This is a genomic window from Pseudomonas sp. S3_C06 (assembly GCF_054667675.1).
On record NZ_CP162747.1, the window covers coordinates 3,993,086 to 4,017,500 of the forward strand.

27 protein-coding genes and 1 rRNA gene (1 of these 28 only partly in view) are annotated in these 24,415 nt (G+C 58.4%); 12 read left to right on the forward strand and 16 right to left on the reverse strand.

Annotated elements, in window-relative coordinates; all coding sequences use genetic code 11:
• Positions 1-74 precede the first annotated feature (74 nt).
• Together AB4N44_RS17845 and AB4N44_RS17850 are read left to right on the forward strand one after the other, a co-directional pair.
• Positions 75-620, forward strand: coding sequence for a gamma carbonic anhydrase family protein (locus tag AB4N44_RS17845; RefSeq protein ID WP_127925335.1), 546 nt, complete (start codon positions 75-77; stop codon positions 618-620).
• Positions 621-649: 29 nt separating this feature from the next.
• A complete protein-coding gene (locus tag AB4N44_RS17850; RefSeq protein ID WP_127925336.1) occupies positions 650-1,300 on the forward strand; it encodes an HAD family hydrolase in 651 nt (216 codons plus the stop codon).
• Positions 1,301-1,393: 93 nt separating this feature from the next.
• Here AB4N44_RS17850 and AB4N44_RS17855 read toward each other — a convergent pair whose 3' ends face one another.
• Positions 1,394-2,476, reverse strand: a complete 1,083-nt coding sequence (locus AB4N44_RS17855) for an aminopeptidase (RefSeq protein WP_127925337.1) — start codon at positions 2,474-2,476, stop codon at positions 1,394-1,396.
• A 59-nt stretch (positions 2,477-2,535) separates the two neighbouring features.
• Here AB4N44_RS17855 and AB4N44_RS17860 point away from each other — a divergent pair, with 59 nt between their 5' ends.
• Positions 2,536-2,958, forward strand: coding sequence for a PA0061/PA0062 family lipoprotein (locus AB4N44_RS17860; protein ID WP_127925338.1), 423 nt, complete (start codon positions 2,536-2,538; stop codon positions 2,956-2,958).
• A 40-nt stretch (positions 2,959-2,998) separates the two neighbouring features.
• Positions 2,999-3,418: a PA0061/PA0062 family lipoprotein gene (locus tag AB4N44_RS17865; RefSeq protein ID WP_455806001.1), complete on the forward strand. Its 420-nt coding sequence runs from the start codon at positions 2,999-3,001 to the stop codon at positions 3,416-3,418.
• A gap of 6 nt (positions 3,419-3,424) precedes the next feature.
• Here the strand turns inward: AB4N44_RS17865 and AB4N44_RS17870 are convergent, their stop codons facing one another.
• Positions 3,425-3,664: a DUF1161 domain-containing protein gene (locus tag AB4N44_RS17870; RefSeq protein WP_455806002.1), complete on the reverse strand. Its 240-nt coding sequence runs from the start codon at positions 3,662-3,664 to the stop codon at positions 3,425-3,427.
• A gap of 259 nt (positions 3,665-3,923) precedes the next feature.
• Positions 3,924-4,355, reverse strand: coding sequence for an OsmC family protein (locus AB4N44_RS17875; RefSeq protein ID WP_127925340.1), 432 nt, complete (start codon positions 4,353-4,355; stop codon positions 3,924-3,926).
• Positions 4,356-4,597: 242 nt separating this feature from the next.
• Between AB4N44_RS17875 and AB4N44_RS17880 the strand changes: the two genes are divergently transcribed.
• A complete protein-coding gene (locus AB4N44_RS17880; RefSeq protein WP_127925341.1) occupies positions 4,598-5,599 on the forward strand; it encodes an LLM class flavin-dependent oxidoreductase in 1,002 nt (333 codons plus the stop codon).
• 259 nt (positions 5,600-5,858) lie between these two features.
• Here AB4N44_RS17880 and AB4N44_RS17885 read toward each other — a convergent pair whose 3' ends face one another.
• Together AB4N44_RS17885 and AB4N44_RS17890 are read right to left on the reverse strand one after the other, a co-directional pair.
• Entirely contained in the window at positions 5,859-6,080 is a 222-nt protein-coding gene (locus AB4N44_RS17885; RefSeq protein WP_150749954.1) for a DUF1161 domain-containing protein, read from the reverse strand.
• 128 nt (positions 6,081-6,208) lie between these two features.
• Entirely contained in the window at positions 6,209-6,424 is a 216-nt protein-coding gene (locus tag AB4N44_RS17890; protein WP_007911688.1) for a dodecin, read from the reverse strand.
• A gap of 157 nt (positions 6,425-6,581) precedes the next feature.
• Between AB4N44_RS17890 and AB4N44_RS17895 the strand changes: the two genes are divergently transcribed.
• Positions 6,582-6,908, forward strand: coding sequence for an ElaB/YgaM/YqjD family protein (locus AB4N44_RS17895; RefSeq protein ID WP_007911686.1), 327 nt, complete (start codon positions 6,582-6,584; stop codon positions 6,906-6,908).
• Here AB4N44_RS17895 and AB4N44_RS17900 read toward each other — a convergent pair.
• A complete protein-coding gene (locus AB4N44_RS17900; RefSeq protein ID WP_460108204.1) occupies positions 6,881-7,798 on the reverse strand; it encodes a LysR family transcriptional regulator in 918 nt (305 codons plus the stop codon). The genes AB4N44_RS17895 and AB4N44_RS17900 overlap by 28 nt on opposite strands.
• Before the next feature lie 114 nt (positions 7,799-7,912).
• On the opposite strand from AB4N44_RS17900, the gene trpB reads away from it, so the two are divergent.
• The 3 genes from trpB to AB4N44_RS17915 all read left to right on the forward strand — a co-directional run bounded on the left by trpB (position 7,913) and on the right by AB4N44_RS17915 (position 10,535).
• On the forward strand, positions 7,913-9,145 hold the full coding sequence (trpB, locus tag AB4N44_RS17905; protein ID WP_455806004.1) for a tryptophan synthase subunit beta: 1,233 nt from the start codon (positions 7,913-7,915) through the stop codon (positions 9,143-9,145).
• Positions 9,145-9,957, forward strand: a complete 813-nt coding sequence (gene trpA, locus AB4N44_RS17910; protein ID WP_220557254.1) for a tryptophan synthase subunit alpha — start codon at positions 9,145-9,147, stop codon at positions 9,955-9,957. The genes trpB and trpA overlap by 1 nt, the downstream gene beginning before the upstream one ends.
• Positions 9,958-10,079: 122 nt before the next feature.
• Positions 10,080-10,535 (forward strand): anti-virulence regulator CigR family protein, encoded by a 456-nt coding sequence (locus tag AB4N44_RS17915; RefSeq protein ID WP_460108201.1) that lies wholly within the window; start codon positions 10,080-10,082, stop codon positions 10,533-10,535.
• Positions 10,536-10,619: 84 nt separating this feature from the next.
• Here AB4N44_RS17915 and AB4N44_RS17920 read toward each other — a convergent pair whose 3' ends face one another.
• From AB4N44_RS17920 to AB4N44_RS17965, 10 genes are all read right to left on the reverse strand, one after another.
• Entirely contained in the window at positions 10,620-12,581 is a 1,962-nt protein-coding gene (locus AB4N44_RS17920) for a DUF7844 domain-containing protein (protein ID WP_460108198.1), read from the reverse strand.
• Positions 12,578-12,898, reverse strand: a complete 321-nt coding sequence (locus tag AB4N44_RS17925) for a DUF2388 domain-containing protein (protein ID WP_007911662.1) — start codon at positions 12,896-12,898, stop codon at positions 12,578-12,580. The genes AB4N44_RS17920 and AB4N44_RS17925 overlap by 4 nt, the downstream gene beginning before the upstream one ends.
• Positions 12,899-12,941: 43 nt before the next feature.
• Positions 12,942-13,259: a DUF2388 domain-containing protein gene (locus tag AB4N44_RS17930; protein WP_127925348.1), complete on the reverse strand. Its 318-nt coding sequence runs from the start codon at positions 13,257-13,259 to the stop codon at positions 12,942-12,944.
• A 113-nt stretch (positions 13,260-13,372) separates the two neighbouring features.
• Positions 13,373-13,690, reverse strand: a complete 318-nt coding sequence (locus tag AB4N44_RS17935) for a DUF2388 domain-containing protein (protein WP_007911658.1) — start codon at positions 13,688-13,690, stop codon at positions 13,373-13,375.
• 375 nt (positions 13,691-14,065) lie between these two features.
• Entirely contained in the window at positions 14,066-14,281 is a 216-nt protein-coding gene (locus AB4N44_RS17940; RefSeq protein ID WP_007911656.1) for a DUF1127 domain-containing protein, read from the reverse strand.
• Positions 14,282-14,602: 321 nt separating this feature from the next.
• A complete protein-coding gene (locus AB4N44_RS17945; RefSeq protein ID WP_460108196.1) occupies positions 14,603-16,096 on the reverse strand; it encodes an acetyl-CoA hydrolase/transferase family protein in 1,494 nt (497 codons plus the stop codon).
• Positions 16,097-16,311: 215 nt separating this feature from the next.
• Positions 16,312-17,745, reverse strand: coding sequence for an NAD(P)(+) transhydrogenase (Re/Si-specific) subunit beta (locus AB4N44_RS17950; RefSeq protein WP_007911651.1), 1,434 nt, complete (start codon positions 17,743-17,745; stop codon positions 16,312-16,314).
• On the reverse strand, positions 17,745-18,065 hold the full coding sequence (locus AB4N44_RS17955) for an NAD(P) transhydrogenase subunit alpha part 2 (protein WP_003187417.1): 321 nt from the start codon (positions 18,063-18,065) through the stop codon (positions 17,745-17,747). Before AB4N44_RS17955 ends, AB4N44_RS17950 begins: the two co-directional genes overlap by 1 nt.
• 15 nt (positions 18,066-18,080) lie before the next feature.
• Positions 18,081-19,202 (reverse strand): Re/Si-specific NAD(P)(+) transhydrogenase subunit alpha, encoded by a 1,122-nt coding sequence (locus tag AB4N44_RS17960; RefSeq protein ID WP_460108193.1) that lies wholly within the window; start codon positions 19,200-19,202, stop codon positions 18,081-18,083.
• A 434-nt stretch (positions 19,203-19,636) separates the two neighbouring features.
• On the reverse strand, positions 19,637-20,536 hold the full coding sequence (locus tag AB4N44_RS17965) for a LysR family transcriptional regulator (protein ID WP_460108191.1): 900 nt from the start codon (positions 20,534-20,536) through the stop codon (positions 19,637-19,639).
• 158 nt (positions 20,537-20,694) lie between these two features.
• On the opposite strand from AB4N44_RS17965, the gene AB4N44_RS17970 reads away from it, so the two are divergent.
• The 3 genes from AB4N44_RS17970 to AB4N44_RS17980 all read left to right on the forward strand — a co-directional run.
• Positions 20,695-21,876, forward strand: coding sequence for an acyl-CoA dehydrogenase (locus AB4N44_RS17970; protein ID WP_007953903.1), 1,182 nt, complete (start codon positions 20,695-20,697; stop codon positions 21,874-21,876).
• Between the two features lie 13 nt (positions 21,877-21,889).
• Entirely contained in the window at positions 21,890-23,110 is a 1,221-nt protein-coding gene (locus AB4N44_RS17975; RefSeq protein ID WP_150749961.1) for a CaiB/BaiF CoA transferase family protein, read from the forward strand.
• Positions 23,111-23,687: 577 nt separating this feature from the next.
• Positions 23,688-24,415 (forward strand): 16S ribosomal RNA (locus tag AB4N44_RS17980) (it continues 809 nt past the right edge of the window).

Below are 24,415 nucleotides of genomic sequence, written 5' to 3' on the forward strand. Positions count from 1 at the left end.
CTGGGGAAACATGCAACCATCTTAATTACAATCGGCATTCACCGCAGCTATCGACGACAGAGAGAGAAATTATCGTGTCCGTTCGCAAGTACCAGAATCACACCCCGCGCTTGAGCAAAGGCGCGTTTGTCGACGGCTCGGCGGTGGTTATCGGCGACGTCGAAATCGGCGAAGACAGCTCGGTCTGGCCGCTAACCGTGATCCGTGGCGACATGCACCGCATCCGTATCGGTGCGCGCACCAGCGTGCAGGACGGCTGCGTGTTGCACATCACCCACGCCGGCCCGTTCAACCCCGACGGCTTTCCGCTGCTGATCGGCGATGATGTGACCATCGCCCACAAAGTCATGCTGCATGGTTGCACCATTGGCAGCCGCGTGTTGATCGGCATGGGCAGCATCGTCATGGACGGCGCGGTGGTCGAGGACGACGTGATCATCGGCGCCGGCAGCCTGGTGCCGCCGGGCAAGCGCCTTGAAAGTGGCTTCCTTTATGTCGGTAGCCCGGTGAAACAGGTCCGTCCGCTCACCGACAAGGAAACAGCCTTCTTCACCTACAGCGCGGCGAATTACGTGAAACTCAAGGACCTGCATTTGGCCGAAGGCTACGACCAACTCTGAATTGAATTCGCGACTGCTCAGGAATTCCCATGCATTACCAAACCGTATTGTTTGACCTCGATGGCACCCTCACCGACCCGCGTGAGGGCATCACCCGCTCCATCCAGTTCGCCCTCGCCAAGCTCGGTATCGACGAGCCGGATCTGACCAAGCTGGAACACTTCATCGGCCCGCCGCTATTGCAGGCGTTCATGCAGTTCTATGAGTTTGACGAGGCCAAGGCTTGGCAGGCGGTGAATTTCTATCGTGAGCGCTTCAAAGTCACTGGCCTGTATGAAAACCGTGTGTTTGCTGGTGTTACGCCTTTATTGGAAACCCTGAGCGGGCAGGGACGGCAGCTGTATATCGCCACCTCGAAGCCATGGGAATTCGCCCGCGAGATCGCGCGGCACTTCGACTTCGCCCGGCATTTCAAGGTGATTTACGGCAGCGAACTGGATGGCACGCGGACCAACAAGGTTGAGTTGATTGCGCATCTAGTGAAGGAAGAAGGGCTGGATCCGGCGGATACGCTGATGATTGGCGATCGCAAGCATGACCTGATCGGTGCCCGGAGCAATGGGCTGGATGCGGCGGCGGTCGGTTACGGGTTTGGCAGTTTTGAAGAGTTGAATGCCGAGGCGCCGGCTTATCACTTTGAAACGCTGGAGGAGTTGCATCAGGCCTTTCTGCGGCGCTGATCAAATTGCTTTCGCGAGCAGGCTCGCTCCCACATTTGGAATGCATCCCCCTGTAGGAGTGAGCCTGCTCGCGATGACTTACTCCCAATCAACTCAACCGTTTGGATCTGCCAACATTTTCAAAGCCGCCTTACGCTCAGCCCCCGGCAACCGACCCAACCGCTCAACCTGCGCATAAAACCTCAGCCAATCCCCCCCAACCTGCCTGAACAACGCCGCAAACGCCGGCACCCACTGGTCATACAGCCCAAACGGCAACAACCGCGCATTGTTCAACGGCGCATTCACCCAAGCGTCATAACGCTTGTCCCCGGCCCACTGGCTGTCCCTCATCATTCGGTATTCGCGGCGAAACAGCTCGAACTCCGCCGCTTTGCGTTCGCGCATTTGTTCAGCGGGCAATGCCTGCGCATACAGCTTCTCCAGCCGTGACCGCACATCAAGCACCAACTCGATGAACTGATCACGCTGCTGTAACCGTGAGTCAGTATCCGCCGGCAACCCGCGAAACGCCCGCCACTGCCGCGTGCCTTCCTGCTCGACAAATGTGGCAAAGGACTCGTTGAACTCGGTGTCGTCCTTCACATAAAAGCGTTGATGCGCCAGTTCATGAAAGATCAGCGTGGCCAGACGCTCATCGCCCCAACCCATCATCGAATTGAGGATCGGGTCGTTGAACCAGCCGAGCGTCGAGTAAGCCTCAACACCGCCAATCGACACGTCCATGCCCTGCAGGCGCTGGATCGCCGCTTCGCCACGCGCGGCACTCTGACTGTAATAACCGCGATAGGCCACGCAGCCGGCAATCGGGAAGCAATGGTTCTGTGGCGTCAGGGAGAACTCCTGAGTGGCGAACACATTCCACACCACAAACGGCCGGCCGATGTCGGCATACAGGCGATAGCTCTGGTTATCCGGCAAATGCAGGTGTTCGCTGGCGAAGGCGCGGGCCTTCTGCGATTGCGCCAGGTGTGTGCGCAATTTCGCGTCGCGGCTTGGGTCGGCAATGACTTTTTCCACGGGTTCCCGCGCCCGCAGCAGTTGCAGTTGGCCGCTGGCCAACTGACTGTAATAGCTGACGCTGGTGCAACCGTTGAGCAACAAAAACAACACACCCGGAAACAAAACCCGAAAAACGCGATCAAGTAACCCAAGGCTTGGAAATGGCCTGATCAAAATAAGAAATCCCCCGGAGAGTCTGCCCGCAAGACTATCCCGCCTAAAGGAGCACCGCTATGCGCATATTGATGCTGACAGGGGGCCTGCTGACGCTGGCCGGTTGTGCCAATTTCGGAATGCCCGATCCCGACCCTTCGCAAGCCTGGATCGACCTTGATGCCCGGCAGCAGGACACGTCGTTGCAAGCGCTGAAGGTCGATAGCAGCGTGACCGACGACAAACGTTACTTCGAAGTGCAGCCAGGCAGCCATGAGTTGAAGGTGCGTTATCAGTTTCCGGTGGAGGCGACCAATATCGGTCCCGACGCTGAGCCGCTGTGGCGCGATTGCCAGTTGAGCGTGAAATTCAAGGACTTCAACGCCGGCCAGCGTTATCAGTTGCAGGCCGGCAGTATCGGCTTTCGACCATGGGCCAGGCTTTATGACGAGCAGCGCAAAGTGGTAGGTCAGGGCACACCGGCAGGCTGTCAGCGCACCTGATCGGCGCTATGCTGAGGATTCACATCCGTGGATATTCATCATGCGCCAGTTGCTGTTGTTGCTCGCTGCCGGTCTTTTGGCCGGTTGTCAGACGCCTTTGCCCCCGGCCGATCCGCACATGGCCTGGGTCGATTTTTCGACGCCGACACCCGGCGGTAAAGTGCTGATGGCCGAGCGTCTCGACAAACAGCGACTGAATGACGGGCGCTACTTTCAGGTCACCCCCGGCAGCCACGAATTACGCGTGCGGTTCGATTTCGAAGTGTTTGGTGGTGGCGGCAGCTTGATGAACGGCCCGGTGGAGCGGCTGTGCTATCTGTACATCCGCTATGACCATTTCGAGGCCGGGCAGCGTTATGTGCTGGAGGGGCGTTCGCTGGGGTTCACTCCGAGTGCCCGGCTGTACAACGCCAAACGCGAAATCGTCGCCGAGGATCGCGACTACGACTGCATTATCTAGCCAGGCTCAGCGATCGTTCTTCTGATAGATGATCGCTTTGGTGCCGTTCTCGCATGAGCCGACCACCATGGCGATGTCATGTTTTGCGGCTTCTTCCTTGCTTACGATTTCCAGTGTGTAGGACGGCACTGCTTTGGCCTGAATCTTGATCTCAATCTCGTTCTTCAATTCTTCGCAGTCTTTGGGTGCCGCAATTACCGAGGTGGCCAGTGCACTGCAGAGAATCGCCAAGCCAATACGTTTCATGAGTGAAGCTCCCTGAGGCAGCGCGCACGGGCGTGCGCTGAAGCTGCTGTCATTGATTCGACCATACTTTTACAGCGAGGGTTCTGACTTCGCTCACAAGTTGTGCTGAAGGTTTCAAACCTTGGTTGATCTGCAGATGGCTATCGCGAGCAGGCTCACTCCTACAGGGGATCTTCGTCGCTCACAATAATTGTGTCCGCTGGAGATCAACTGTAGGAGTGAGCCTGCTCGCGATAGCGTCAGACCGGTCAGCGACAAATTAGCTGACCAGCGAAGCGTCTAGCGTAATCTTCGCATTAAGTACCTTGGACACCGGGCACCCTTCCTTGGCCTTGTTGCTCAGTTCTTCGAACTGCGCCTGCGTCGCCCCCGGAATTTTCGCCTTGAGGATCAGTTTCACCGCCGTGATCGCGAACCCGCCCTCTACCTGATCGAGGGTCACTTCAGCCTGAGTGTCGATGCTGTCGGCCTTCAGCCCCGCATCGCCCAGAATCATCGAAAACGCCATGGAAAAACAGCCGGCATGCGCGGCACCGATGAGTTCCTCCGGGTTGGTGCCCTTGCCACCCTCGAAGCGGGCCTTGAAGCCGTACGGTGCTTCTCTGAGGACACCGGTTTCAGTGGAGATCGAGCCAATACCGGTTTTCAGATCACCTGCCCAATGTGCGGATGCTTTCTTAACGATAGCCATGTCTGCCTCCTCAATATCTGGCGCGGAAACGCCGCGTCGTCGTGGTTTTTACTTGCAAGGCTTCTGAGGATAGACGCCGCAGCAAAGTTCAGCCCGGTTGAATCGTTGACTTTTTTAGTAGGAAATTTCGACTCGGCTATTGAAACTCGGGTATATGCCCTCATTGCACAAAACACGCTTATGAATTCGGCAGGTTTTCGTTCGCAAGAAAAACCTGCCTCCCCACTCGGAGACGCAGGTTTATGAAACAACTGTCCGACGTAAAATTTTCCACCCTCGATCTGGTACCGGTGCGCGAAAACGCCAGCCCGGCGCAATCGCTGCGCAACTCGCTGGATCTGGCGCAGCACGTCGAGAAATTCGGCTACACGCGGTTCTGGGTGGCCGAACACCACAACATGGATGGTATCGCCAGTTCCGCGACCTCGGTATTGCTGGGCTATCTGGCTGGTGGTACGTCGACCATTCGTGTCGGCTCCGGCGGCGTGATGCTGCCCAACCATGCGCCGCTGGTGATAGCTGAGCAGTTCGGCACACTGGAAAGCCTGTATCCGGGGCGTATCGACCTCGGTCTGGGCCGCGCGCCCGGTTCCGATCAGATGACTGCTCGAGCGCTGCGCCGTGAACGCTCCGGCAGCGCCGATGATTTCCCCGAAGACGTCGCCGAACTGGCGCGCTACCTCGGCCCGCGCACCCCGGATCAGCGCGTGATCGCCATGCCCGGCACCGGCACCAATGTGCCGATCTGGCTGCTCGGTTCCAGTCTGTTCAGTGCGCAACTGGCCGGTGAGCGCGGCTTGCCTTACGCCTTCGCCTCGCATTTCGCCCCACGTTTCATGCACGAGGCGATCCGCGTTTATCGCAATCACTTCAAGCCGTCGGCGGTGCTCGACAAGCCGTACGTAATGCTCGGCGTGCCGCTGGTGGCGGCGGACACCGATGAGCAAGCCGATTACCTGGCGACCTCGGTGTACCAGCGCATTCTGGCGCTGATGCGTGGGCAGAGTCTGGTGCAGCGTCCGCCGGTGAAAAGCATGGATGGCTTGTGGTTGCCCCATGAGCGTGAGGCGGTGGGGGATTTCCTTGGGCTGGCGATGGTGGGTGGCCCGCAGAAGATCCGCGCGAAGCTGGAGGTGCTGATTGAGCAGACCCAGGCGGATGAGCTGATTTTTACCAGTGATCTCTACGAACACGCTGATCGTGTGCATTCCTACGAGTTGTTGGCGCAGGTGATGAAGGGCTGAAAGGCCAAAAAACACCCTCACCCTAGCCCTCTCCCGGAGGGAGAGGGGACTGACCGAGGTGTTCTTGCGCCCAACATCGACCTGAAAACTCCAGTCGTACTCAGGTTCTGAACAACCCCCGATCTGCTCCCTTTCCCCCTCGCCCCCCTGGGGGAGAGGGCTGGGGTGAGGGGGATCAATCTCAAACACACCACAAAACTTTCAGACACAAAAAAGCCGACGCCTTCACGTCGGCTTTTGCATTTCAGGCACGACCAGTCTACTTCGTGTAGACGATGACCTTGGCGCCGCCTTCGCAGGTGCCAACAACCTTGCCACCAGCTGCCGCACCCTTATCAACAATCTCCAGCGAATACCCGGAAACGCCCTTGGCATCCAGCTTCGCCGCAATCTCGCTTTTCAGCTCTTCACATGGCTTACCGGCAGCAAACGCACCACCCGCAAGGCTCAACAAACCTACTGCCAACATGAACTTCTTCATCGGTCGCACTCCCTGGTCGGATTAAAAGAGGCGGGCATCGAGTCGTTCACTCGATGCAGCCACCCTGTAGCGCTTTGCCATTCCTATGGCACTCGGCCAGCGCGCAAGTTCAGAAGACTAGACCAAACTCAGCTGCTGGCAATGCGGAAGCCGACTTTCAGCGTCACCTGAAAGTGCGCAGCCTTGCCGTCCTTGATGTGGCCGCGGGTATCGACCACTTCAAACCACTCAAGATGCTTGATGCTCTTGTTGGCTTCGGCCAGCGCGTTGTTGATGGCGTCTTCGATGCTGCTGGCGGACGAACCGACCAGCTCGACTTTCTTGTACGTGTGATGGTCACTCATGGCGATCTCCTTGGCGTGTGGAATTGAGACTAGCAGTGAATCTGCACTGTTGATTTCGGTGGCTGTGCGCGGACGAAGTTCAGATTTTCTGCACTTTCTCAAACCGCTGAAGTCCCAACCAACACACGCCACTCATCACCAATGCAGGAGAGCCACCATGGCCAACACCTCTTTACGTAAAGCCTCGTTGCAAAGCATGGAAGCCGAGATCGAGAGTCTGCTCAAATCGTTGGAAAGCTTGAAGGACGACGCTTCGGACGAGTCGCGCAAGACCCTCAAGGCGCTGAAAAGCAATGCCGAAAGTGCGCTGAAACATTCACGTCACTTGCTCAGCGATGCCTATGAAGAAGTCAAAGTGAAAACCCGCGAAACCGGGATCGCCACCCGTGATTACGCCCAGGAACATCCGTGGACGACGGCCGGTGTGGCAGTCGGTGCGATCGGTCTGCTCGCGGCTTACTTGCTGTTCAAGCGCGGCGAGTGATCCGTCTGGCGCAGCTCGCTCTTGAGCCATTGCGCCAGTTGCCGGGCGCGTCCGTCTGCGGCGCGCTTGGGTAGCCACAACGCCAGTTGCGCCGGGGTTTCACAAAAGCCCCATGGCGCAACCAGGCGACCTGCCTTCAAATCCTCGATCACCAGCGGCTCCGGCGCGATTGCCACGCCCAAACCGGCGACTGCTGCTTCCAGCAGGTAATACAAATGCTCGAAACCCTGTCCCAACCTCAATGCTTTGGCATCGAGGTGGTTTTGCTGTGCCCAGCTTGGCCAGGCTTGTGGGCGGGAAGTTGTGTGCAGCAGCGGTTCATCGAGCAGCGCTGAGGCTGGCGCTGTTTGCAGGCGCGGATAGCCGCTGAACAGCGGACTCATCACTGGGCCGATGCGTTCTGCAGCGAGTTCGTAGACCTGCATGTCTGCCGGCCATGGCGGCTCGGCGAACAGCAGCAAAGCATCCAGTCCCGGACGTCGTGGATCGAGATCGCCTTCTCCCGCCGACAGATGCAGGCGCAAATCCGGCAGATCAGCATTCAATCGCCCCAAACGCGGAATAAACCATCGCGCCAGCAAGCTTCCAGAACAGCCGAGTACAAACGGCGCATCGGCGGTGCTCTGGGTTAACTCGGCGCAAACACTGCGCAGCCGATCAAAAGCTTCGCCGCTGGCATCGCGCAAACGCATGCCGGCATCTGTGAGTTTCAAGCCGCGACCATCCTTGACGAACAGGCTGACACCCAGGTGTTCTTCGAGCACTTTGAGCTGACGACTGACCGCGCCATGGGTGACGTGCAATTGCTCGGCAGCCTGACTGACGCTGTTCAGACGGGCGGTCGCTTCGAACGCGCGCAGGGCGTTCAGCGGGGGAAGGTCGTGGCTCATGGTATCTGTGAGTTTTCCTGACAGGTTGTGGCGATCTTATCGGTTTTCAGCTTGGAAGGTCAGGGGTAGAGTGGTCGTCATTGTCTCTTGACCCGAATTCACCTGGAGCGACTCATGACCCAGACTTCGAACACCTCTGATCTGCGTAACGGCCCGGACGATAACGGCCTGTTCGGCTCGTTCGGTGGCCGCTACGTGGCGGAAACCCTGATGCCGTTGATCCTCGATCTGGCCCGCGAATACGAAGCGGCCAAGGAAGATCCGGCATTCAAAGAAGAATTGGCCTACTTCCAGCGCGATTATGTCGGACGTCCGAGCCCACTGTATTTCGCCGAACGCCTGACCGAGTTCTGCGGCGGCGCCAAGATTTATCTCAAGCGCGAAGAGCTGAACCACACCGGCGCGCACAAGATCAACAACTGCATCGGCCAGATCTTGCTGGCGCGGCGCATGGGCAAGAAACGCATCATCGCCGAGACCGGCGCCGGCATGCACGGCGTTGCCACTGCCACCGTCGCCGCACGTTTCGGTCTGGATTGCGTGATCTACATGGGCACCACTGACATCGAACGTCAGCAGGCCAACGTCTTCCGCATGAAGCTGCTCGGCGCTGAAGTGATTCCGGTCGTGGCCGGCACCGGCACCCTGAAAGACGCGATGAACGAAGCGCTGCGTGACTGGGTGACCAACGTCGACAGCACCTTCTACCTGATCGGCACCGTGGCCGGGCCGCACCCTTATCCAGCAATGGTTCGCGACTTCCAGGCCGTCATCGGCAAGGAAACCCGCGATCAGTTGCAGGCTCAGGAAGGCCGTTTGCCGGACAGCCTGGTGGCGTGCATCGGTGGCGGTTCCAACGCCATGGGCCTGTTTCACCCGTTCCTCGATGACAAGAGCGTCGAGATCATCGGCGTTGAAGCGGCCGGTTACGGCATCGAAACCGGCAAGCACGCGGCGAGCCTGAACGGCGGCGTTCCGGGTGTGCTGCACGGCAACCGTACTTTCCTGCTGCAGGACGACGATGGCCAGATCATCGACGCCCACTCGATTTCCGCCGGCCTCGACTATCCAGGCATCGGCCCGGAACACGCGTGGTTGCATGACATCGGCCGTGTTCAGTACACCTCGGTGACTGACGACGAAGCTCTGGATGCGTTCCACAAATGCTGCCGCCTGGAGGGGATCATTCCTGCCCTGGAAAGCGCCCACGCCCTGGCTGAAGTGTTCAAACGTGCACCGAAGCTGCCGGAGGATCACCTGATGGTGGTCAACCTGTCGGGCCGTGGCGACAAAGACATGCAGACCGTCATGCACCATATGGAACACTCGAAGCAGGAGAAACACTGATGAGCCGCCTGCAAACCCGTTTTGCCGACCTCAAAGAACAGAACCGCGCGGCGCTGGTGACCTTCGTCACCGCCGGTGATCCGGACTACGACACCTCGCTGGCGATCCTCAAAGGCTTGCCGGGCGCGGGCGCCGATGTGATCGAGCTGGGCATGCCGTTTACCGACCCGATGGCCGACGGCCCGGCGATTCAACTGGCGAACATTCGTGCCTTGGGCGCCAAGCAGAACCTGGCGAAAACCCTGCAAATGGTTCGCGAGTTCCGTGAAGGCAACAGCGATACGCCGCTGGTGCTGATGGGCTACTTCAACCCGATCCACATGTATGGCGTCGAGCGCTTCATCGCTGATGCGAAAGAGGCCGGTGTCGATGGTCTGATCGTGGTCGACATGCCGCCTGAGCACAACGCTGAGCTGTGCGATCCGGCACAGGCTGCCGGTCTGGACTTTATCCGCCTGACCACGCCGACTACCGATGATGCGCGTCTGCCGAAGGTGCTCAACGGCAGCTCCGGTTTCGTTTACTACGTGTCGGTCGCCGGTGTGACCGGTGCTGGCGCCGCAACCCTGGAGCACGTCGAAGAGGCGGTGACCCGTTTGCGTCGTCATACCGATCTGCCGATCAGCATCGGTTTCGGCATCCGTACGCCGGAGCAAGCAGCGTCCATCGCGCGTCTGGCCGACGGCGTTGTGGTGGGCTCGGCGCTGATCGATCACATCGCCAACGCGACCACACCTGACCAGGCCATTGATGGTGTGTTGAGCCTGTGTTCGGCACTCTCCGAAGGCGTGCGTAAGGCCCGCGTCAGCTGAAGGTAAAGTTCCTGATACAGAGGAATTAGCGCCTCGCAACACAGACTAAATGAGCAAGACCGAGGGCTTCAGAACATCGTTCTGAAGCCCTTTTTGCTGTTTGTGCCGTGAGGAAATACCCGATGAAAATGCCGAAACGTCTGATGGCCGGACTGGGCGTGCTGATGATCAGCGCGACGCCGCTGCTGGCCAGCGCCGATCCGCGCGACGATCACGACCACGGCGGCCCGCAGCAGGGCCATTACGATAACCGTGGCGACAATCACGGTGATGATCACCGTGGTCCGCAAAATGATCATCGAGGTGGCCCGCCACCGCGCGACTTTGGTCCGGTGCGTCAGACCATTCGTGACAACCATGGCTACTTTGTACGCGGTGCACCGCCGCCTCCGGGGATTCATCTGGAGCGTGGCCGGCCGTTGCCGCATGGGTATTACGGCGAGCGTCTGGATAATCGGGCGTTAGGTCGTTTGCCGGTGTATCCGGGCTACGAATGGCGCCGGGCGGGGGGCGACATTGTGCTGATCGCGGTGGGCACCGGGATCGTTTACGAGATTCTCGACGGGGTTTTGTATTAATCCTTAGTCAGTCAAAAGATCGCAGCCTGCGGCAGCTCCTACATGGGATTGTGTAGGAGCTGCCGCAGGCTGCGATCTTTTGCTTCAGGGCAGCTCCAGTCCGCCGGAGGCCTTGTGCAGTTTGCGCAGACGCGCGCCAATCTGCTTCACGTTCTCCTCACTGGCCGCAATTTCGGCGGCTCGCTTGGGCTCCAGCAACTTGCGCACTTCGGCGTCGAGATCGCCCGACAGCGCGAGCAGCTTCTTCTGCCGCTGGCTGCTCTCCGCTTCGAGTCGACTGAACTCGGTCGGCTGCGGCAATCCGTAACCCTTGGAATCGAGCAATTCCGCCGGACGACTGAGGAACCCGCTGTTGGCGAGAATTTCCTGCAAGGTCGCGTTGGCCTTGTCCATGCCGCCGTTTTCCAACTCGCGCGCACCGAGGTAACGCTGCTTGACCTCGTCTTGTGCCAGCAGCAATTGGCGGCGATAACTCGCCTGCTCCAACAAAAGCAGGGCGGCGCTGGTGCGCAAGTCGGCGCGCTCAAACCACTCACGGCGTTCTTCGGCTGTCAGCGAAAGCCATTCTTCAACGGTGTTCTGCTTGATCGGCAATTGCTTCTTCAGCACATCGAACATCGCCTGATAGCGATCGCGGAACGAGTCGAAGCGGTAACCCAGACGCAGCGCTTCTTTCGGATCATCCAGCACACTGGTGTCCGCCAGACCACGGCCCTTCATCACTTCCAGCAAGCCGTTGGGCATGATGCTGTCGAGGCCGACGAACTGTGTGTTGTTGCTGCCGCTGCGCAACAGTTTCAGGCCTTCCACGGCGCAATTGTTCGACAGGAAGAAGTAGTTGCCGTCATAGCTCCAGTGCATCTCGGCGGCGTGTTCGACCACGCCTTCGATCTCGTCCCGTGACAGGTTCAGCGGCACGGAAGCGAGGCTGCGCAGTTCGGTCTTGGTGTATTCGTCGATGACCTGCGCGAGCGGCAGCACGAACAGCCGCGACGGGTATTTGCCGACCAGTCCGTCCCAGCTCGACAGCTGTACATCACCGACAAAGGCGCGGTAGGACAACACCAGATGCTGGTCCAGATCGAGTCGGCAATCCGGCCCGCGCGGGCGGCCCGGTGCGCAGATCACTAGGCGCAACATGCTGTGGCCCCAGCGGCTGACCCAGTTCTGATTGGCCTCGGCCAGCAGGTAGTCGACGGCATAGACCCGTTCCGGATCGACTTGCCCCAAGGGTTGTTTGGCGAAGTCGTTGCCGGCATTGAGGAACGAGAAGGTTTTGCTGCAGGCGTCCTTGGCTGGCGGTGCCCAGCCGAAGTGTTGCTGGTAATAGCGATACAGCGCCGGGCGGCGGCAGGCGTAGCTCGGGTCGAGGAGGAAATACTCCATGTTGACCGCGACGAACTCCTTGGGGCTGGAGATTTCGTAAAGGTCCGGACTGCGGGCGATCTGCCGATTGTGTTGTTCGCGCTCACCCCGACGGCCGACATATTGCTGCCAACCGGCGAGGTCGAGCAGGCGCGGGTCATCGCTGAGGGTGAAGCGCCGGCCGTTCTGGCCGCGACACTCGTCGGGAATGCCGATCAGCCCGGCGCTGTTGAACCGTCGAGTGCAGCGCTGGATCAGCGTGCGTTCGGCATCCGGCCATAAGCGGGCGCGGTCATAAATATGGGTAATTTCGTGCAGCACCGTGGCGAGCAGTTCCTGGCGCACAGTGCCGTGAGGGCGATTGGTTTTTTCTTTGGCCGCGCTGCCGTCGGTGAGGCTTGCGAGCAGTTTGCGGTTCAGGTCGAGTTCGGAAACCAGCGTGGCCTGGCCATAGGCATTGCCGGGCATGTCATCGGTCCAGCCGACATCGATGCGCCGATCCAGCCGCTCGATAAAACTCGGCGGCAGCTTTTGCATCGCCTCATCGATCAGCGCCTGGCTGGCCTGTTGTTGGGCGGGGCTCAGACCGTCGGTCTTGAGCCGCAATTGCAGGCCGGCGTGGGCGCTGTTGCCAAGCAGCAACAACGCCCCGGCCAGTAGCCAGGTGCCGAGTGACTTCACAGTGCGAGGATGGCTTCGGCGAGAACCTGATCACTGGCGTCACGCGCTTCCGGCACACGAGTGCGCAGGGTGTTCAGCGCTGCTTCCAGATGCGCGCCGCGGATATCGCCGTTGGTGGCGACGAAGCTGGCAGCGTCATCGTGCGCTTCGCGGATAATTTTCGAGTCGCGAATGGACGTGGTGGTGTCGGAAGTGAAATCGATGGTGCGCTGGGAGGCACGAACGATGATGTTACTGGTGGCTACCAGGGTGTGCGCCTGGGCCACGTCGGCCAACAAAAACAGGCCAAGGGCGGCAGCAATCAGCGGGCTACGCATGGAACGACTCCGGAGGGGCAAGGATAACTGGGGTACAGGATAACTATTGGACGAGAATTGCCTCTGCCAGTTCAAGATCGCTGACATGAAGTTTCGGCCGGGTTTTGCGCAAGTAATGCAGCGCAGATTCCAGACGAGCACCTCGCCATTCACCGTCACTGGCAACAAACGCGGCCGCGTCATCGTGAGCGGCGAGCAGTAGTTTACGGTCGAACGGTGCGGAAGACACCATGCTGGTGGCGTAACCACTGACGACGGTGCCTTGGGTCGACGCATTGAAAGCATCAAAGGCATTGACCGGCGTCGCCCAGCAGGCGGAGAACAATACGGAGGGAATCAGTAGATTTGGAAGAAAGCGCATCGGACTCGGTAATTTTTGGTGAGCCCAAAGGCTAGCGCAATGCCCGGGCCAGAGCCAGAGCCAGCGCCGAAACATCGGGACACGACCGGCGTGTCCCGATTGGTACCTGGCGCTTAGATCGTCAGGATGGCCTGAGCCAGTTGTGCGTCTGTGGCTTGCAGCTGTGGCGCCTGGTGACGGATGTGATCCAGTGCGCTTTCCAGTTTCACCCCACGGATTTCACCTTCGCTGGCCACGAAGCTGGCAGCGTCGTCACGGGCGGCGAGGACGATTTTGTCGTCACGGAAAGATGAAGTCACATCGGACGTGGCGTCGGACGAGGACTTTAGTGCACCGACAACGGCGTCGGTGGTGACGATAAAGCTGGTGGCGCTGGCGTTGGCAGCCACGGCCAGCAGGGCGGCGGCACTGAGCAGACGAAGACGGGACATGATGTAACTCCTGTGGATAAACCGTAGAGAGAGGTGGCTCGGTATCTGAGGAGTCAGACGCCAGTGACACAACATTCGCCACGTTCTGTGTGGATATTAGGCGCAGAACCCGATACCTAACCAGCATCCAGACGAAAAACTGTAGGAGCTGCCGAAGGCTGCGATCTTTTGCTTTGGATTTTCAAGATCAAAAGATCGCAGCCTTCGGCAGCTCCTAAAATTGTAATGGTCTTATTTCGAATGATGTTAACTGTACTGGTATGGCTTTTTAAGAGCCCAAAACGACAAAACCCGTCGCGGTTTCCCACGACGGGTTTTGTTTGTTCAATTCGGGTTGCTGGCGGTGGGTCTAACGACCAGAGCCAGCGACGCTACTTAGCGCCAGAACGGCTTGCTCAGCTCTTCGTAGCGTTGTGCTTCGCTGATACCGGCGTCAGCCAGCAGACGCGAATCCAGACGAGCCAGTTGATGGCGGCTGGAGATGCGGCGCTGCCACAACATCAGGTTGGCGATAACGCGCAGAGGCAGGGAAGCCTGGGTGTTTACAGCTTTGTCTTCGAAGAACAGTTCGGAACTGAGTGTACGTTCCATGGTTGACATCCTTCCGCTTGTGGCGGGATCAGGTAGTGGTTTGACTGGTGCCCATGATCCTCTCGTTTGCCTAGTCTCTCTAGATACAGTTCAACTGTATTGTGAGTGACCAGTTAACTGTTTATAGGGTGTGTACGGGTCAAAATCGAGCAAACTGTACCTGTCTGCACTTAAGTGGTGCGTTTTTGATTGATTCGAGGAAAAAGGTAGGCAAATGCTGTAGGAAAAGACCAGTACAGCAGTACAGTTTTTGTCAGTCTTGAGGATTGCAACAATCCGCTGACGCAAACTGTGTTTGCGCCAACGGTTTATTTGTGTGAATTACACCGCCAGCATGCGCCCGGTTTCTTCCAGGTTCATGTGCCAGCTCAACGCTTCACGCAGGATGTGCGGGGTGTGGCCACCGATGGCACAGGCCTTCGTGAAGTAATCATTCAGCGCCTGACGGAAGTCCGGGTGCACACAGTTATCGATGATCACCCGTGCACGCTCCCGTGGCGCCAGGCCGCGCAAGTCGGCCAGACCCACTTCGGTCACCAGAATGTCGACGTCATGCTCGGTGTGGTCTACGTGGCTGACCATCGGCACTACGCTGGAAATCGCGCCACCCTTGGCGATCGACTTGGTCACGAACACCGCCAGATGCGCATTGCGCGCGAAATCGCCAGAACCGCCGATGCCATTCATCATCCGCGTGCCACAGACGTGCGTGGAGTTGACGTTGCCGTAGATGTCGAACTCCAGCGCCGTGTTGATGCCGATGATGCCCAAGCGACGAACCACTTCCGGGTGGTTGGAGATCTCCTGCGGACGCAGCACCAGTTTGTCCTTGTACTTCTCCAGATTGCCGAACACGTCACTGTTGCGGCGCTCCGACAAGGTGATCGAGCTGCCCGAAGCAAAACTCAGCTTGCCGGCGTCGATCAGGTCGAAGGTCGAGTCCTGCAGTACTTCCGAGTACATGGTCAGGTCTTCGAACGGCGAATCGATCAGGCCGCACATCACCGCGTTGGCAATGTTGCCGATCCCCGCCTGCAACGGGCCGAGCTTGTTGGTCATGCGCCCGGCGTCGACTTCCTGCTTGAAGAAGGTGATCAGGTGCTCGGCGATGGCGTTGGTATCGACGTCCGGTGTTGACACGGTGGACGGCGAATCCGCCTGCTGGGTGATGACAATGGCGACAATTTTCTCCGGAGAAATCGGAATCGCCGTGCTGCCGATGCGGTCGTCGACTTTTACCAGCGGAATCGGCGTGCGCGTCGGGCGGTAAGTCGGGATATAGATGTCGTGCAGGCCTTCGAGGTTGGCGTTGTGCGCCAGATTGATCTCGACGATCACCTGTTTGGCGAAAATCGCGAAGCTCGCCGAGTTGCCTACCGAGGTGGTCGGCACGATGTGGCCCTGTTCGGTGATGGCCACCGCTTCGATGACCGCGATGTCCGGCAGCTTCAGTTGCTGGTTGCGCAGTTGTTCAACGGTTTCCGACAGGTGCTGGTCGATGAACATCACCTGGCCGGCATTGATTGCCTTGCGCAAGGTGCTGTCGACCTGGAACGGCATGCGGCGCGACAGTACGCCGGCTTCGGTCAGTTGCTTGTCGAGGTCGTTGCCCAGGCTGGCGCCGGTCATCAGGCTGATCTTCAGCGGCGTGACCTTGGCGCGCTCGGCCAGTGCGTGAGGAACGGCTTTGGCTTCGCCGGCACGGGTGAAACCGCTCATGCCGACGGTCATGCCGTCCTCAATCAGAGCGGCTGCGTCGGCGGCGCTCATCACTTTATCCAACAACGAAGGCAGACGAATACGGTCACGGTACATGGATTATTATCTCGGGAAGCGAGTAGCAGGATGCGCAGTCTAGTGAATTTGACGGGCGCCTGTCCCGCTACCAAGGTCGCAAACGAGGCGTCTATTTAGCGGGTTTCAAGTAAAACACCGTTACTGGATCTGCAACAACGCGGCAAATTGTCCGACGTTTTGCGCAAACAAAAACGCCCCGACGAGTCGGGGCGTTCGGTATTGCAGCGGGGGTATTACTCGACCGCTTTAACCATGTCTTCGATGACTTTTTTCGCGTCGCCGAAGACCATCATGGTCTTGTCCAGGTAGAACAGTTCGTTGTCCAGACCGGCATAGCCGCTGGCCATCGAGCGTTTGTTGACGATGATGGTCTTGGCCTTGAACGCTTCGAGAATCGGCATGCCGGCAATCGGCGACTTCGGATCGTTCTTCGCCGCCGGGTTGACCACGTCGTTCGCGCCGAGCACCAACACCACGTCGGCTTGGCCGAACTCGGAGTTGATATCTTCCATCTCGAACACCTGATCGTAAGGCACTTCAGCCTCGGCGAGCAGAACGTTCATGTGCCCCGGCATACGGCCGGCAACCGGGTGGATCGCGTACTTCACGGTCACGCCACGGTGGGTCAGCTTCTCGGTCAATTCCTTCAGCGCATGTTGTGCACGCGCTACCGCCAGGCCGTAGCCCGGCACGATGATCACGGTGTCGGCGTTGGTCAGCAGGAAGGTTGCGTCGTCAGCCGAACCGGATTTCACCGGACGTGCTTCTTTCGCACCGGCCGGGCCTGCATCAGCTGTGTTGCCGAAACCGCCGAGCAGTACATTAAAGAAGGAACGGTTCATCGCCTTGCACATAATGTACGAGAGGATCGCACCGCTCGAACCCACCAGGGAACCGGCAATGATCAGCATCGAGTTGTTCAGCGAGAAACCGATACCTGCCGCCGCCCAGCCGGAATAGCTGTTGAGCATCGACACCACCACCGGCATGTCTGCACCGCCAATCGGGATGATGATCAGCACACCCATCACGAACGCCAGCGCCAGCATCAGCGCGAACGCAGTGAGGTTGCCGGTGAACATGAAGGTCAGGCCGAGAGCCAGCGTCGCCAGACCCAGCACTGCGTTGAGCTTGTGCTGCCCGGCGAACTGTACCGGTGCGCCCTGGAACAGGCGGAACTTGTACTTGCCCGACAGCTTGCCGAACGCAATCACCGAACCGGAGAAGGTGATCGCACCGATGGCTGCACCAAGGAACAGCTCCAGACGGTTGCCCGCCGGAATCGAGTCGCCCAGTTGCTTGACGATGCCCAGCGACTGCGGCTCAACCACCGCGGCGATAGCAATGAACACGGCCGCGAGGCCGATCATGCTGTGCATGAACGCGACCAGTTCCGGCATCTTGGTCATTTCAACGCGCTTGGCCATGATCGAACCGGCGGTGCCGCCGACCAGCAGACCAACGATGACGTAACCGATACCGGCGGTTGCCAGTTCAGCACCGAGCTTATAGATGAGGCCAACGGTAGTCAGAATGGCCAAGGCCATGCCGAGCATGCCGAACAGGTTGCCGCGCCGCGAAGTAGTCGGGTGTGACAGGCCTTTGAGGGCCTGGATAAAGCAGATCGACGCGATCAGGTAGAGCGTCGTGACGAGATTCATGCTCATTACTTCGGCGCCTCTTCTTTTACTTTCGGGGCTTTCTTCTTGAACATCTCAAGCATGCGGCGGGTGACCAGGAAGCCACCAAACACGTTGACCGCCGCCAGTGCCACGGCGAGGGTGCCCATGGTTTTGCCCAGCGGCGTGACAGTCAGTGCAGCAGCGAGCATGGCGCCGACGATCACGATCGCCGAGATGGCGTTGGTCACTGCCATCAATGGCGTGTGCAGCGCAGGTGTAACGTTCCAGACCACGTGGTAACCGACATAAATCGCCAGCACGAAGATGATCAGGTTGTAGATACCGGGGGAGATAAGCTCTTCCATCGTCTGAATCCCTGCTTAGGCGTTTTTGCGGATGACTTGGCCGTCGCGGCACATCAGGCACGCGGCGACGATGTCGTCTTCGAGGTTGACGTCGAACTGGCCTTCTTTAGTGAAGACCAGCTTGAGGAAGTCCAGCAGGTTGCGTGCGTACAGCGCCGAAGCGTCTGCAGCGACTTCACCAGCCAGATTGGTCGGGCCACAAATGGTCACGCCATTCTCGACGACGACTTGATCAGCCACGGTCAGCGGGCAGTTGCCACCCTGCGCGGCGGCGAGGTCGATGACCACCGAGCCCGGTTTCATCTGCGCCACCGTCTCCGCGCTTAACAGCGTCGGCGCCTTGCGGCCCGGAATCAGCGCGGTGGTGATGACGATATCAGCCTGCTTGGCGCGCTCGTGCACAGCCTGCGCCTGACGCTGCATCCAGCTCGCCGGCATTGGCCGCGCGTAACCACCGACACCGACGGCGCATTCACGCTCTTCATCGGTCTCGTACGGCACGTCGACGAACTTGGCGCCGAGGGATTCGATCTGCTCTTTTACCGCCGGTCGCACGTCAGAAGCTTCGATCACCGCACCCAGACGTTTCGCCGTGGCAATCGCCTGCAACCCGGCCACACCGGCGCCAAGAATCAGCACGCGCGCCGCTTTCACGGTGCCCGCAGCGGTCATCAGCATTGGCATGAAGCGAGGGTAATGGTGAGCGGCCAGCAACACAGCCTTATAGCCGGCAATGTTCGCCTGCGACGACAACACATCGAGACTCTGCGCGCGCGAGGTGCGCGGCGCCGCTTCGAGGGCGAACGCGGTAATCCCGCACTCGGCCATCTTCGCAATGGTTTCGTTGTTGAACGGGTTGAGCATGCCCACCAGCACCGTGCCGCGCTTGATCAGCGTCAGCTCGGCATCGCTTGGGGCGACCACTTTGAGAATCAGCTCGGCGCCAAGCGCGTCATTGGCACTGCCAATGGTTGCGCCTGCCGCTTCATAGGCACTGTCGACAACACTGGCTTTAACGCCGGCGCCGGTTTGCACAGTGACCTTATGACCTTGGCTGATCAGCTTTTTAATGGTTTCCGGGGTTGCAGCAACCCGTGTTTCACCGGTCTGGGTTTCGAGAGGAACACCAATGTGCACGTCAAATCTCCTGCGTGATCTTATTGAGTAAACCCATGCACTACGGATGGTGCGACTGGGGCGGCCGATCAGCACGATCCCGCCAAATCAGGGCGGGGCGCGGCATTTTGCAGGCGAACTTTATGCCCTTCAAGGGATTATGACGGGTGACGGAAAATTAACTACAAGTCATGCCGTGACCGAATGTCGCAGATGGCTAGCTGAATCCCTTGCAGGCCGTGCCTTGCAAGGATTCTGGCTGAATATTGAAAAATTTCTCATCGGTGGCGTGAATAGGCAGTAATGAGTCGCCGATGAAGGCTCAAAGCCACGTCGTCAGGCGCTTGTGGGACGTCTGTACGACTTTCGGATACAGTCGGTTAAATTGCGACAAATACTTATATCTGTAGGGCTTTTATTTTCCTGACTACGGGGTTAGTTATCGCTGCAAGCCTTTATCCTTCTAGGCTGTAGCTCTGTGCCTGAGTTACCAGCCAGTCACGAAATGCCTTTAATGACGCTGACTCGACCTTTCGCTCAGGAATCATCAGGTAATAGGCCTTGATGCTAGAGAGTACCTGCGGGTTGGCAATCACCAAGCGCCTCTCGGCCAGTTCACGCTGGATCAGGAACGGCGGAATCAGTGCAATGCCCATGTCGTGCATGGCGGCCTGAGCGAGCATGGAGAATAGCTCGTAGCGCGGACCTGTCATGTCGCGGGGGATATTCAGGTGTTGTGAGTTGAACCACTGACGCCAGGCATAGGGGCGGGTGGTCTGCTGCAACAACGGTAGCTCGGCGATTGCCTCGGCTGTCAGATGCGTCTTGTCACCGAGTAGGGCAGGGCTGCACACAGGCATCGGATTCTCGCCCATCAGTCTGTGGGATTCGGTACCGGACCAGTCGGCATCGCCGAAGTAGATCGCGGCATCGAATTCGGTATCGGCAAACAGGAAAGGTCGGGTGCGGTTGGTCAGGTTGACCGTGACTTCCGGGTGCTTGAGCTGGAAATCCTTAAGGCGCGGCAGAAGCCATTGGGTGCCGAAGGTTGGCACTACCGCCAATTCGATCACGTTGGTGCCTTGCTGGCCCATCACTGAGAGGGTGTCGCGCTCAACCGCATCGAGTTGCGTGGCGACCCGGCGACTGTAGGAAAGTCCTGCCTCGGTCAGTTTCACCCCGCGTCGCGAGCGTCGGAACAGTTCCACGCTGAGGAACTCCTCAAGGCTGGCGATCTGTCGGCAAATGGCGCCTTGGGTGAGGGAAAGTTCTTCAGCGGCTCGGGTAAAGCTCTCGTGCCGTGCTGCGGCTTCGAAACTGATCAGGGCCGTGGTGCTGGGAATCTTCCTGCGCATGTACGTCAACCTCACTAATGCGCCGCATAAAAGGCATTTCGCGACGTTTCGGAGTGAGAAATTAGCACAACAGAATGCGAAATCCTCGTTTGCCGCGACGGCGAACCACGCCTAGGATCAATGCCACGTTAATTCACCCGATTTGCGAGGACACACTCATGGGCGGTAAAGCTAGCTTCAACTGGATCGATCCCCTGCTGCTGGATCAACAGCTCACCGAAGAAGAGCGCATGATCCGCGACACCGCCGAGCAGTTCGCTCAACAGAGCCTCGCACCGCGTGTTCTCGAAGCTTTCCGTCATGAGAAGACTGACCCGGCGATCTTCCGCGAAATGGGCGAAGTCGGCCTGCTGGGCGCGACCATCCCCGAGCAGTACGGTGGCAGCGGCCTCAACTATGTCAGCTACGGGCTGATTGCTCGCGAAGTGGAGCGTGTCGACTCTGGCTACCGCTCGATGATGAGCGTGCAGTCGTCGCTGGTGATGGTGCCGATCAACGAATTCGGCACTGAAGCGCAGAAACAGAAGTACTTGCCGAAGCTGGCTTCCGGCGAGTGGATCGGTTGCTTCGGCCTGACCGAGCCAAACCACGGTTCTGACCCGGGCGCGATGATCACCCGGGCGCGCAAAGTAGACGGCGGCTATAGCCTGACCGGCGCGAAGATGTGGATTACCAACAGCCCGATCGCCGATGTGTTCGTGGTCTGGGCCAAAGACGATGCTGGCGATATCCGTGGTTTCGTACTGGAGAAGGGCTGGAAAGGCCTGAGCGCTCCGGCGATTCACGGCAAGGTCGGCCTGCGTGCGTCGATCACTGGTGAGATCGTCATGGACAACGTGTTCGTGCCGGAAGAGAACATCTTCCCGGACGTGCGTGGCTTGAAAGGCCCGTTCACCTGCCTTAACTCCGCACGTTACGGCATCTCCTGGGGCGCACTGGGTGCTGCCGAGTTCTGCTGGCACACCGCGCGTCAGTACACGCTGGATCGCCAGCAGTTCGGTCGTCCATTGGCAGCCACTCAGCTGATCCAGAAGAAGCTGGCTGACATGCAGACCGAGATCACGTTGGCGCTTCAGGGCTGCCTGCGTCTGGGCCGTATGAAGGACGAAGGTACTGCGGCGGTCGAGATTACTTCGATCATGAAGCGCAACTCCTGCGGCAAGTCGCTGGACATCGCCCGTATGGCTCGCGACATGTTGGGCGGGAATGGTATCTCCGATGAGTTCGGCGTGGCCCGTCATCTGGTCAACCTGGAAGTGGTGAATACCTATGAAGGGACTCACGACGTTCACGCGCTGATCCTGGGTCGTGCGCAAACCGGTCTGCAAGCGTTCTATTAATAGGAGAGCGACCATGGGCGCGCTGTCGCATCTGCGGGTACTGGATTTATCGCGAGTGTTGGCCGGGCCGTGGGCCGGGCAGATCCTCGCCGACCTTGGCGCCGAGGTGATCAAGGTAGAGCGCCCGGGCAATGGTGACGATACGCGTGCCTGGGGCCCGCCGTTCCTTAAAGATGCGTATGGCGAGAATACGTCGGAGGCGGCCTATTACCTGTCGGCCAACCGCAACAAGCAATCAGTGACCATCGACTTCACCCGCCCCGAGGGCCAAAGGTTGGTGCGGGAGCTGGCGGCGAAGTCGGACATCCTTATAGAGAATTTCAAGGTCGGCGGTCTGGCGGCTTATGGGCTGGACTATGAATCGTTGAAGGCGATCAATCCGAACCTGATCTATTGCTCGATTACAGGGTTCGGCCAGACCGGGCCATATGCCAAGCGCGCCGGCTACGACTTCATGATCCAGGGGCTGGGCGGGCTGATGAGTCTGACCGGCAGGCCTGAGGGTGATGAGGGCGCTGGCCCGGTAAAGGTTGGGGTAGCGTTGACGGATATCCTCACCGGCCTGTATTCGACCGTGGCCATATTGGCGGCGTTGGCCCATCGCGATCACGACGGTGGTGGTCAGCACATCGATATGGCATTGCTGGATGTCCAGGTGGCATGTCTGGCTAACCAAGCGATGAATTATCTGACCACGGGCAATGCACCGAAGCGCTTGGGCAATGCGCATCCGAACATCGTGCCCTATCAGGACTTTCCTACGGCTGACGGTGATTTCATTCTTACCGTGGGCAATGACGGGCAGTTCCGCAAGTTTGCCGAAGTAGCGGGGCAGGCGCAGTGGGCAGACGATCCGCGCTTCGTTACTAATAAGCAGCGTGTGGCCAATCGGGCGGTTTTGATTCCGCTGATTCGCCAGGCAACAGTGTTCAAGACGACTGCCGAGTGGGTTGCCGAACTGGAGCAGGCGGGGGTTCCATGTGGGCCGATCAACGATCTGTCGCAGGTGTTTGAGGACCCGCAGGTAAAAGCGCGTGGCCTGGCGATAGAGTTGCCGCATGCGTTGGCGGGGATGGTGCCCCAAGTGGCTAGCCCGATTCGCCTGTCGCAGACACCGGTTGAATATCGCCGGGCGCCTCCTTTATTGGGTGAGCATACATTGGAGGTTCTGCAGAGTGTGCTGGGCCTGGGTGCGGGTGCGGTGGCTGAGTTGAAGGCGGCTGGGGTTCTCTGACGATCCCTTCTATATAGGAGGGATCGCTATATAGTGGAATTCTTGGTTGTTTTTTAACCAATCTGCAAGTGATTGAAAGAAAAGCGAAATTAACGGTTGACGGCAGATTTCAGATGTCTATAATTCGCCCCACTTCCGGCGCAGTCGAAACGGAAAACTCCTTGAGATTCAATGAGTTATGTAGGTTTCGGCAGCGGGTTGCTTCAGTTCATCGAAGCCAGAAGGAAGTTGAAAAAGAGGTGTTGACAGCAGCGTGTAACGCTGTAGAATTCGCCTCCCGCTGACGAGAGATCGGAAGCGCAAGTGGTTGAAGTTGTTGAAGAATTCTTCGAAAACTTCTGAAAATAATCACTTGACAGCAAATGAGGCTGCTGTAGAATGCGCGCCTCGGTTGAGACGAAAGATCTTAACCAACCGCTCTTTAACAACTGAATCAAGCAATTCGTGTGGGTGCTTGTGGAGTCAGACTGATAGTCAACAAGATTATCAGCATCACAAGTTACTCCGCGAGAAATCAAAGATGTAACCAACGATTGCTGAGCCAAGTTTAGGGTTTCTTAAAAACCCAAAGATGTTTGAACTGAAGAGTTTGATCATGGCTCAGATTGAACGCTGGCGGCAGGCCTAACACATGCAAGTCGAGCGGATGAGAGGAGCTTGCTCCTGGATTCAGCGGCGGACGGGTGAGTAATGCCTAGGAATCTGCCTGGTAGTGGGGGACAACGTTTCGAAAGGAACGCTAATACCGCATACGTCCTACGGGAGAAAGCAGGGGACCTTCGGGCCTTGCGCTATCAGATGAGCCTAGGTCGGATTAGCTAGTTGGTGAGGTAATGGCTCACCAAGGCGACGATCCGTAACTGGTCTGAGAGGATGATCAGTCACACTGGAACTGAGACACGGTCCAGACTCCTACGGGAGGCAGCAGTGGGGAATATTGGACAATGGGCGAAAGCCTGATCCAGCCATGCCGCGTGTGTGAAGAAGGTCTTCGGATTGTAAAGCACTTTAAGTTGGGAGGAAGGGTTGTAGATTAATACTCTGCAATTTTGACGTTACCGACAGAATAAGCACCGGCTAACTCTGTGCCAGCAGCCGCGGTAATACAGAGGGTGCAAGCGTTAATCGGAATTACTGGGCGTAAAGCGCGCGTAGGTGGTTCGTTAAGTTGGATGTGAAATCCCCGGGCTCAACCTGGGAACTGCATTCAAAACTGTCGAGCTAGAGTATGGTAGAGGGTGGTGGAATTTCCTGTGTAGCGGTGAAATGCGTAGATATAGGAAGGAACACCAGTGGCGAAGGCGA

What these genes read in the sequence shown, in the direction of transcription:
- AB4N44_RS17880 (WP_127925341.1), top strand. Translation starts at nt 4,598, where the DNA reads ATGAAACAACTGTCCGACGTAAAATTTTCCACCCTCGATCTGGTACCG.
- AB4N44_RS17870 (WP_455806002.1), bottom strand. Translation starts at nt 3,664, where the DNA reads ATGAAACGTATTGGCTTGGCGATTCTCTGCAGTGCACTGGCCACCTCG.
- trpA (WP_220557254.1), top strand. Translation starts at nt 9,145, where the DNA reads ATGAGCCGCCTGCAAACCCGTTTTGCCGACCTCAAAGAACAGAACCGC.
- AB4N44_RS17945 (WP_460108196.1), bottom strand. Translation starts at nt 16,096, where the DNA reads ATGTACCGTGACCGTATTCGTCTGCCTTCGTTGTTGGATAAAGTGATG.
- AB4N44_RS17930 (WP_127925348.1), bottom strand. Translation starts at nt 13,259, where the DNA reads ATGCGCTTTCTTCCAAATCTACTGATTCCCTCCGTATTGTTCTCCGCC.
- AB4N44_RS17875 (WP_127925340.1), bottom strand. Translation starts at nt 4,355, where the DNA reads ATGGCTATCGTTAAGAAAGCATCCGCACATTGGGCAGGTGATCTGAAA.
- AB4N44_RS17975 (WP_150749961.1), top strand. Translation starts at nt 21,890, where the DNA reads ATGGGCGCGCTGTCGCATCTGCGGGTACTGGATTTATCGCGAGTGTTG.
- AB4N44_RS17925 (WP_007911662.1), bottom strand. Translation starts at nt 12,898, where the DNA reads ATGCGTAGCCCGCTGATTGCTGCCGCCCTTGGCCTGTTTTTGTTGGCC.
- AB4N44_RS17865 (WP_455806001.1), top strand. Translation starts at nt 2,999, where the DNA reads ATGCGCCAGTTGCTGTTGTTGCTCGCTGCCGGTCTTTTGGCCGGTTGT.
- trpB (WP_455806004.1), top strand. Translation starts at nt 7,913, where the DNA reads ATGACCCAGACTTCGAACACCTCTGATCTGCGTAACGGCCCGGACGAT.
- AB4N44_RS17850 (WP_127925336.1), top strand. Translation starts at nt 650, where the DNA reads ATGCATTACCAAACCGTATTGTTTGACCTCGATGGCACCCTCACCGAC.
- AB4N44_RS17895 (WP_007911686.1), top strand. Translation starts at nt 6,582, where the DNA reads ATGGCCAACACCTCTTTACGTAAAGCCTCGTTGCAAAGCATGGAAGCC.
- AB4N44_RS17950 (WP_007911651.1), bottom strand. Translation starts at nt 17,745, where the DNA reads ATGAGCATGAATCTCGTCACGACGCTCTACCTGATCGCGTCGATCTGC.
- AB4N44_RS17965 (WP_460108191.1), bottom strand. Translation starts at nt 20,536, where the DNA reads ATGCGCAGGAAGATTCCCAGCACCACGGCCCTGATCAGTTTCGAAGCC.
- AB4N44_RS17935 (WP_007911658.1), bottom strand. Translation starts at nt 13,690, where the DNA reads ATGTCCCGTCTTCGTCTGCTCAGTGCCGCCGCCCTGCTGGCCGTGGCT.
- AB4N44_RS17955 (WP_003187417.1), bottom strand. Translation starts at nt 18,065, where the DNA reads ATGGAAGAGCTTATCTCCCCCGGTATCTACAACCTGATCATCTTCGTG.
- AB4N44_RS17890 (WP_007911688.1), bottom strand. Translation starts at nt 6,424, where the DNA reads ATGAGTGACCATCACACGTACAAGAAAGTCGAGCTGGTCGGTTCGTCC.
- AB4N44_RS17970 (WP_007953903.1), top strand. Translation starts at nt 20,695, where the DNA reads ATGGGCGGTAAAGCTAGCTTCAACTGGATCGATCCCCTGCTGCTGGAT.
- AB4N44_RS17940 (WP_007911656.1), bottom strand. Translation starts at nt 14,281, where the DNA reads ATGGAACGTACACTCAGTTCCGAACTGTTCTTCGAAGACAAAGCTGTA.
- AB4N44_RS17860 (WP_127925338.1), top strand. Translation starts at nt 2,536, where the DNA reads ATGCGCATATTGATGCTGACAGGGGGCCTGCTGACGCTGGCCGGTTGT.
- AB4N44_RS17915 (WP_460108201.1), top strand. Translation starts at nt 10,080, where the DNA reads ATGAAAATGCCGAAACGTCTGATGGCCGGACTGGGCGTGCTGATGATC.
- AB4N44_RS17900 (WP_460108204.1), bottom strand. Translation starts at nt 7,798, where the DNA reads ATGAGCCACGACCTTCCCCCGCTGAACGCCCTGCGCGCGTTCGAAGCG.
- AB4N44_RS17885 (WP_150749954.1), bottom strand. Translation starts at nt 6,080, where the DNA reads ATGAAGAAGTTCATGTTGGCAGTAGGTTTGTTGAGCCTTGCGGGTGGT.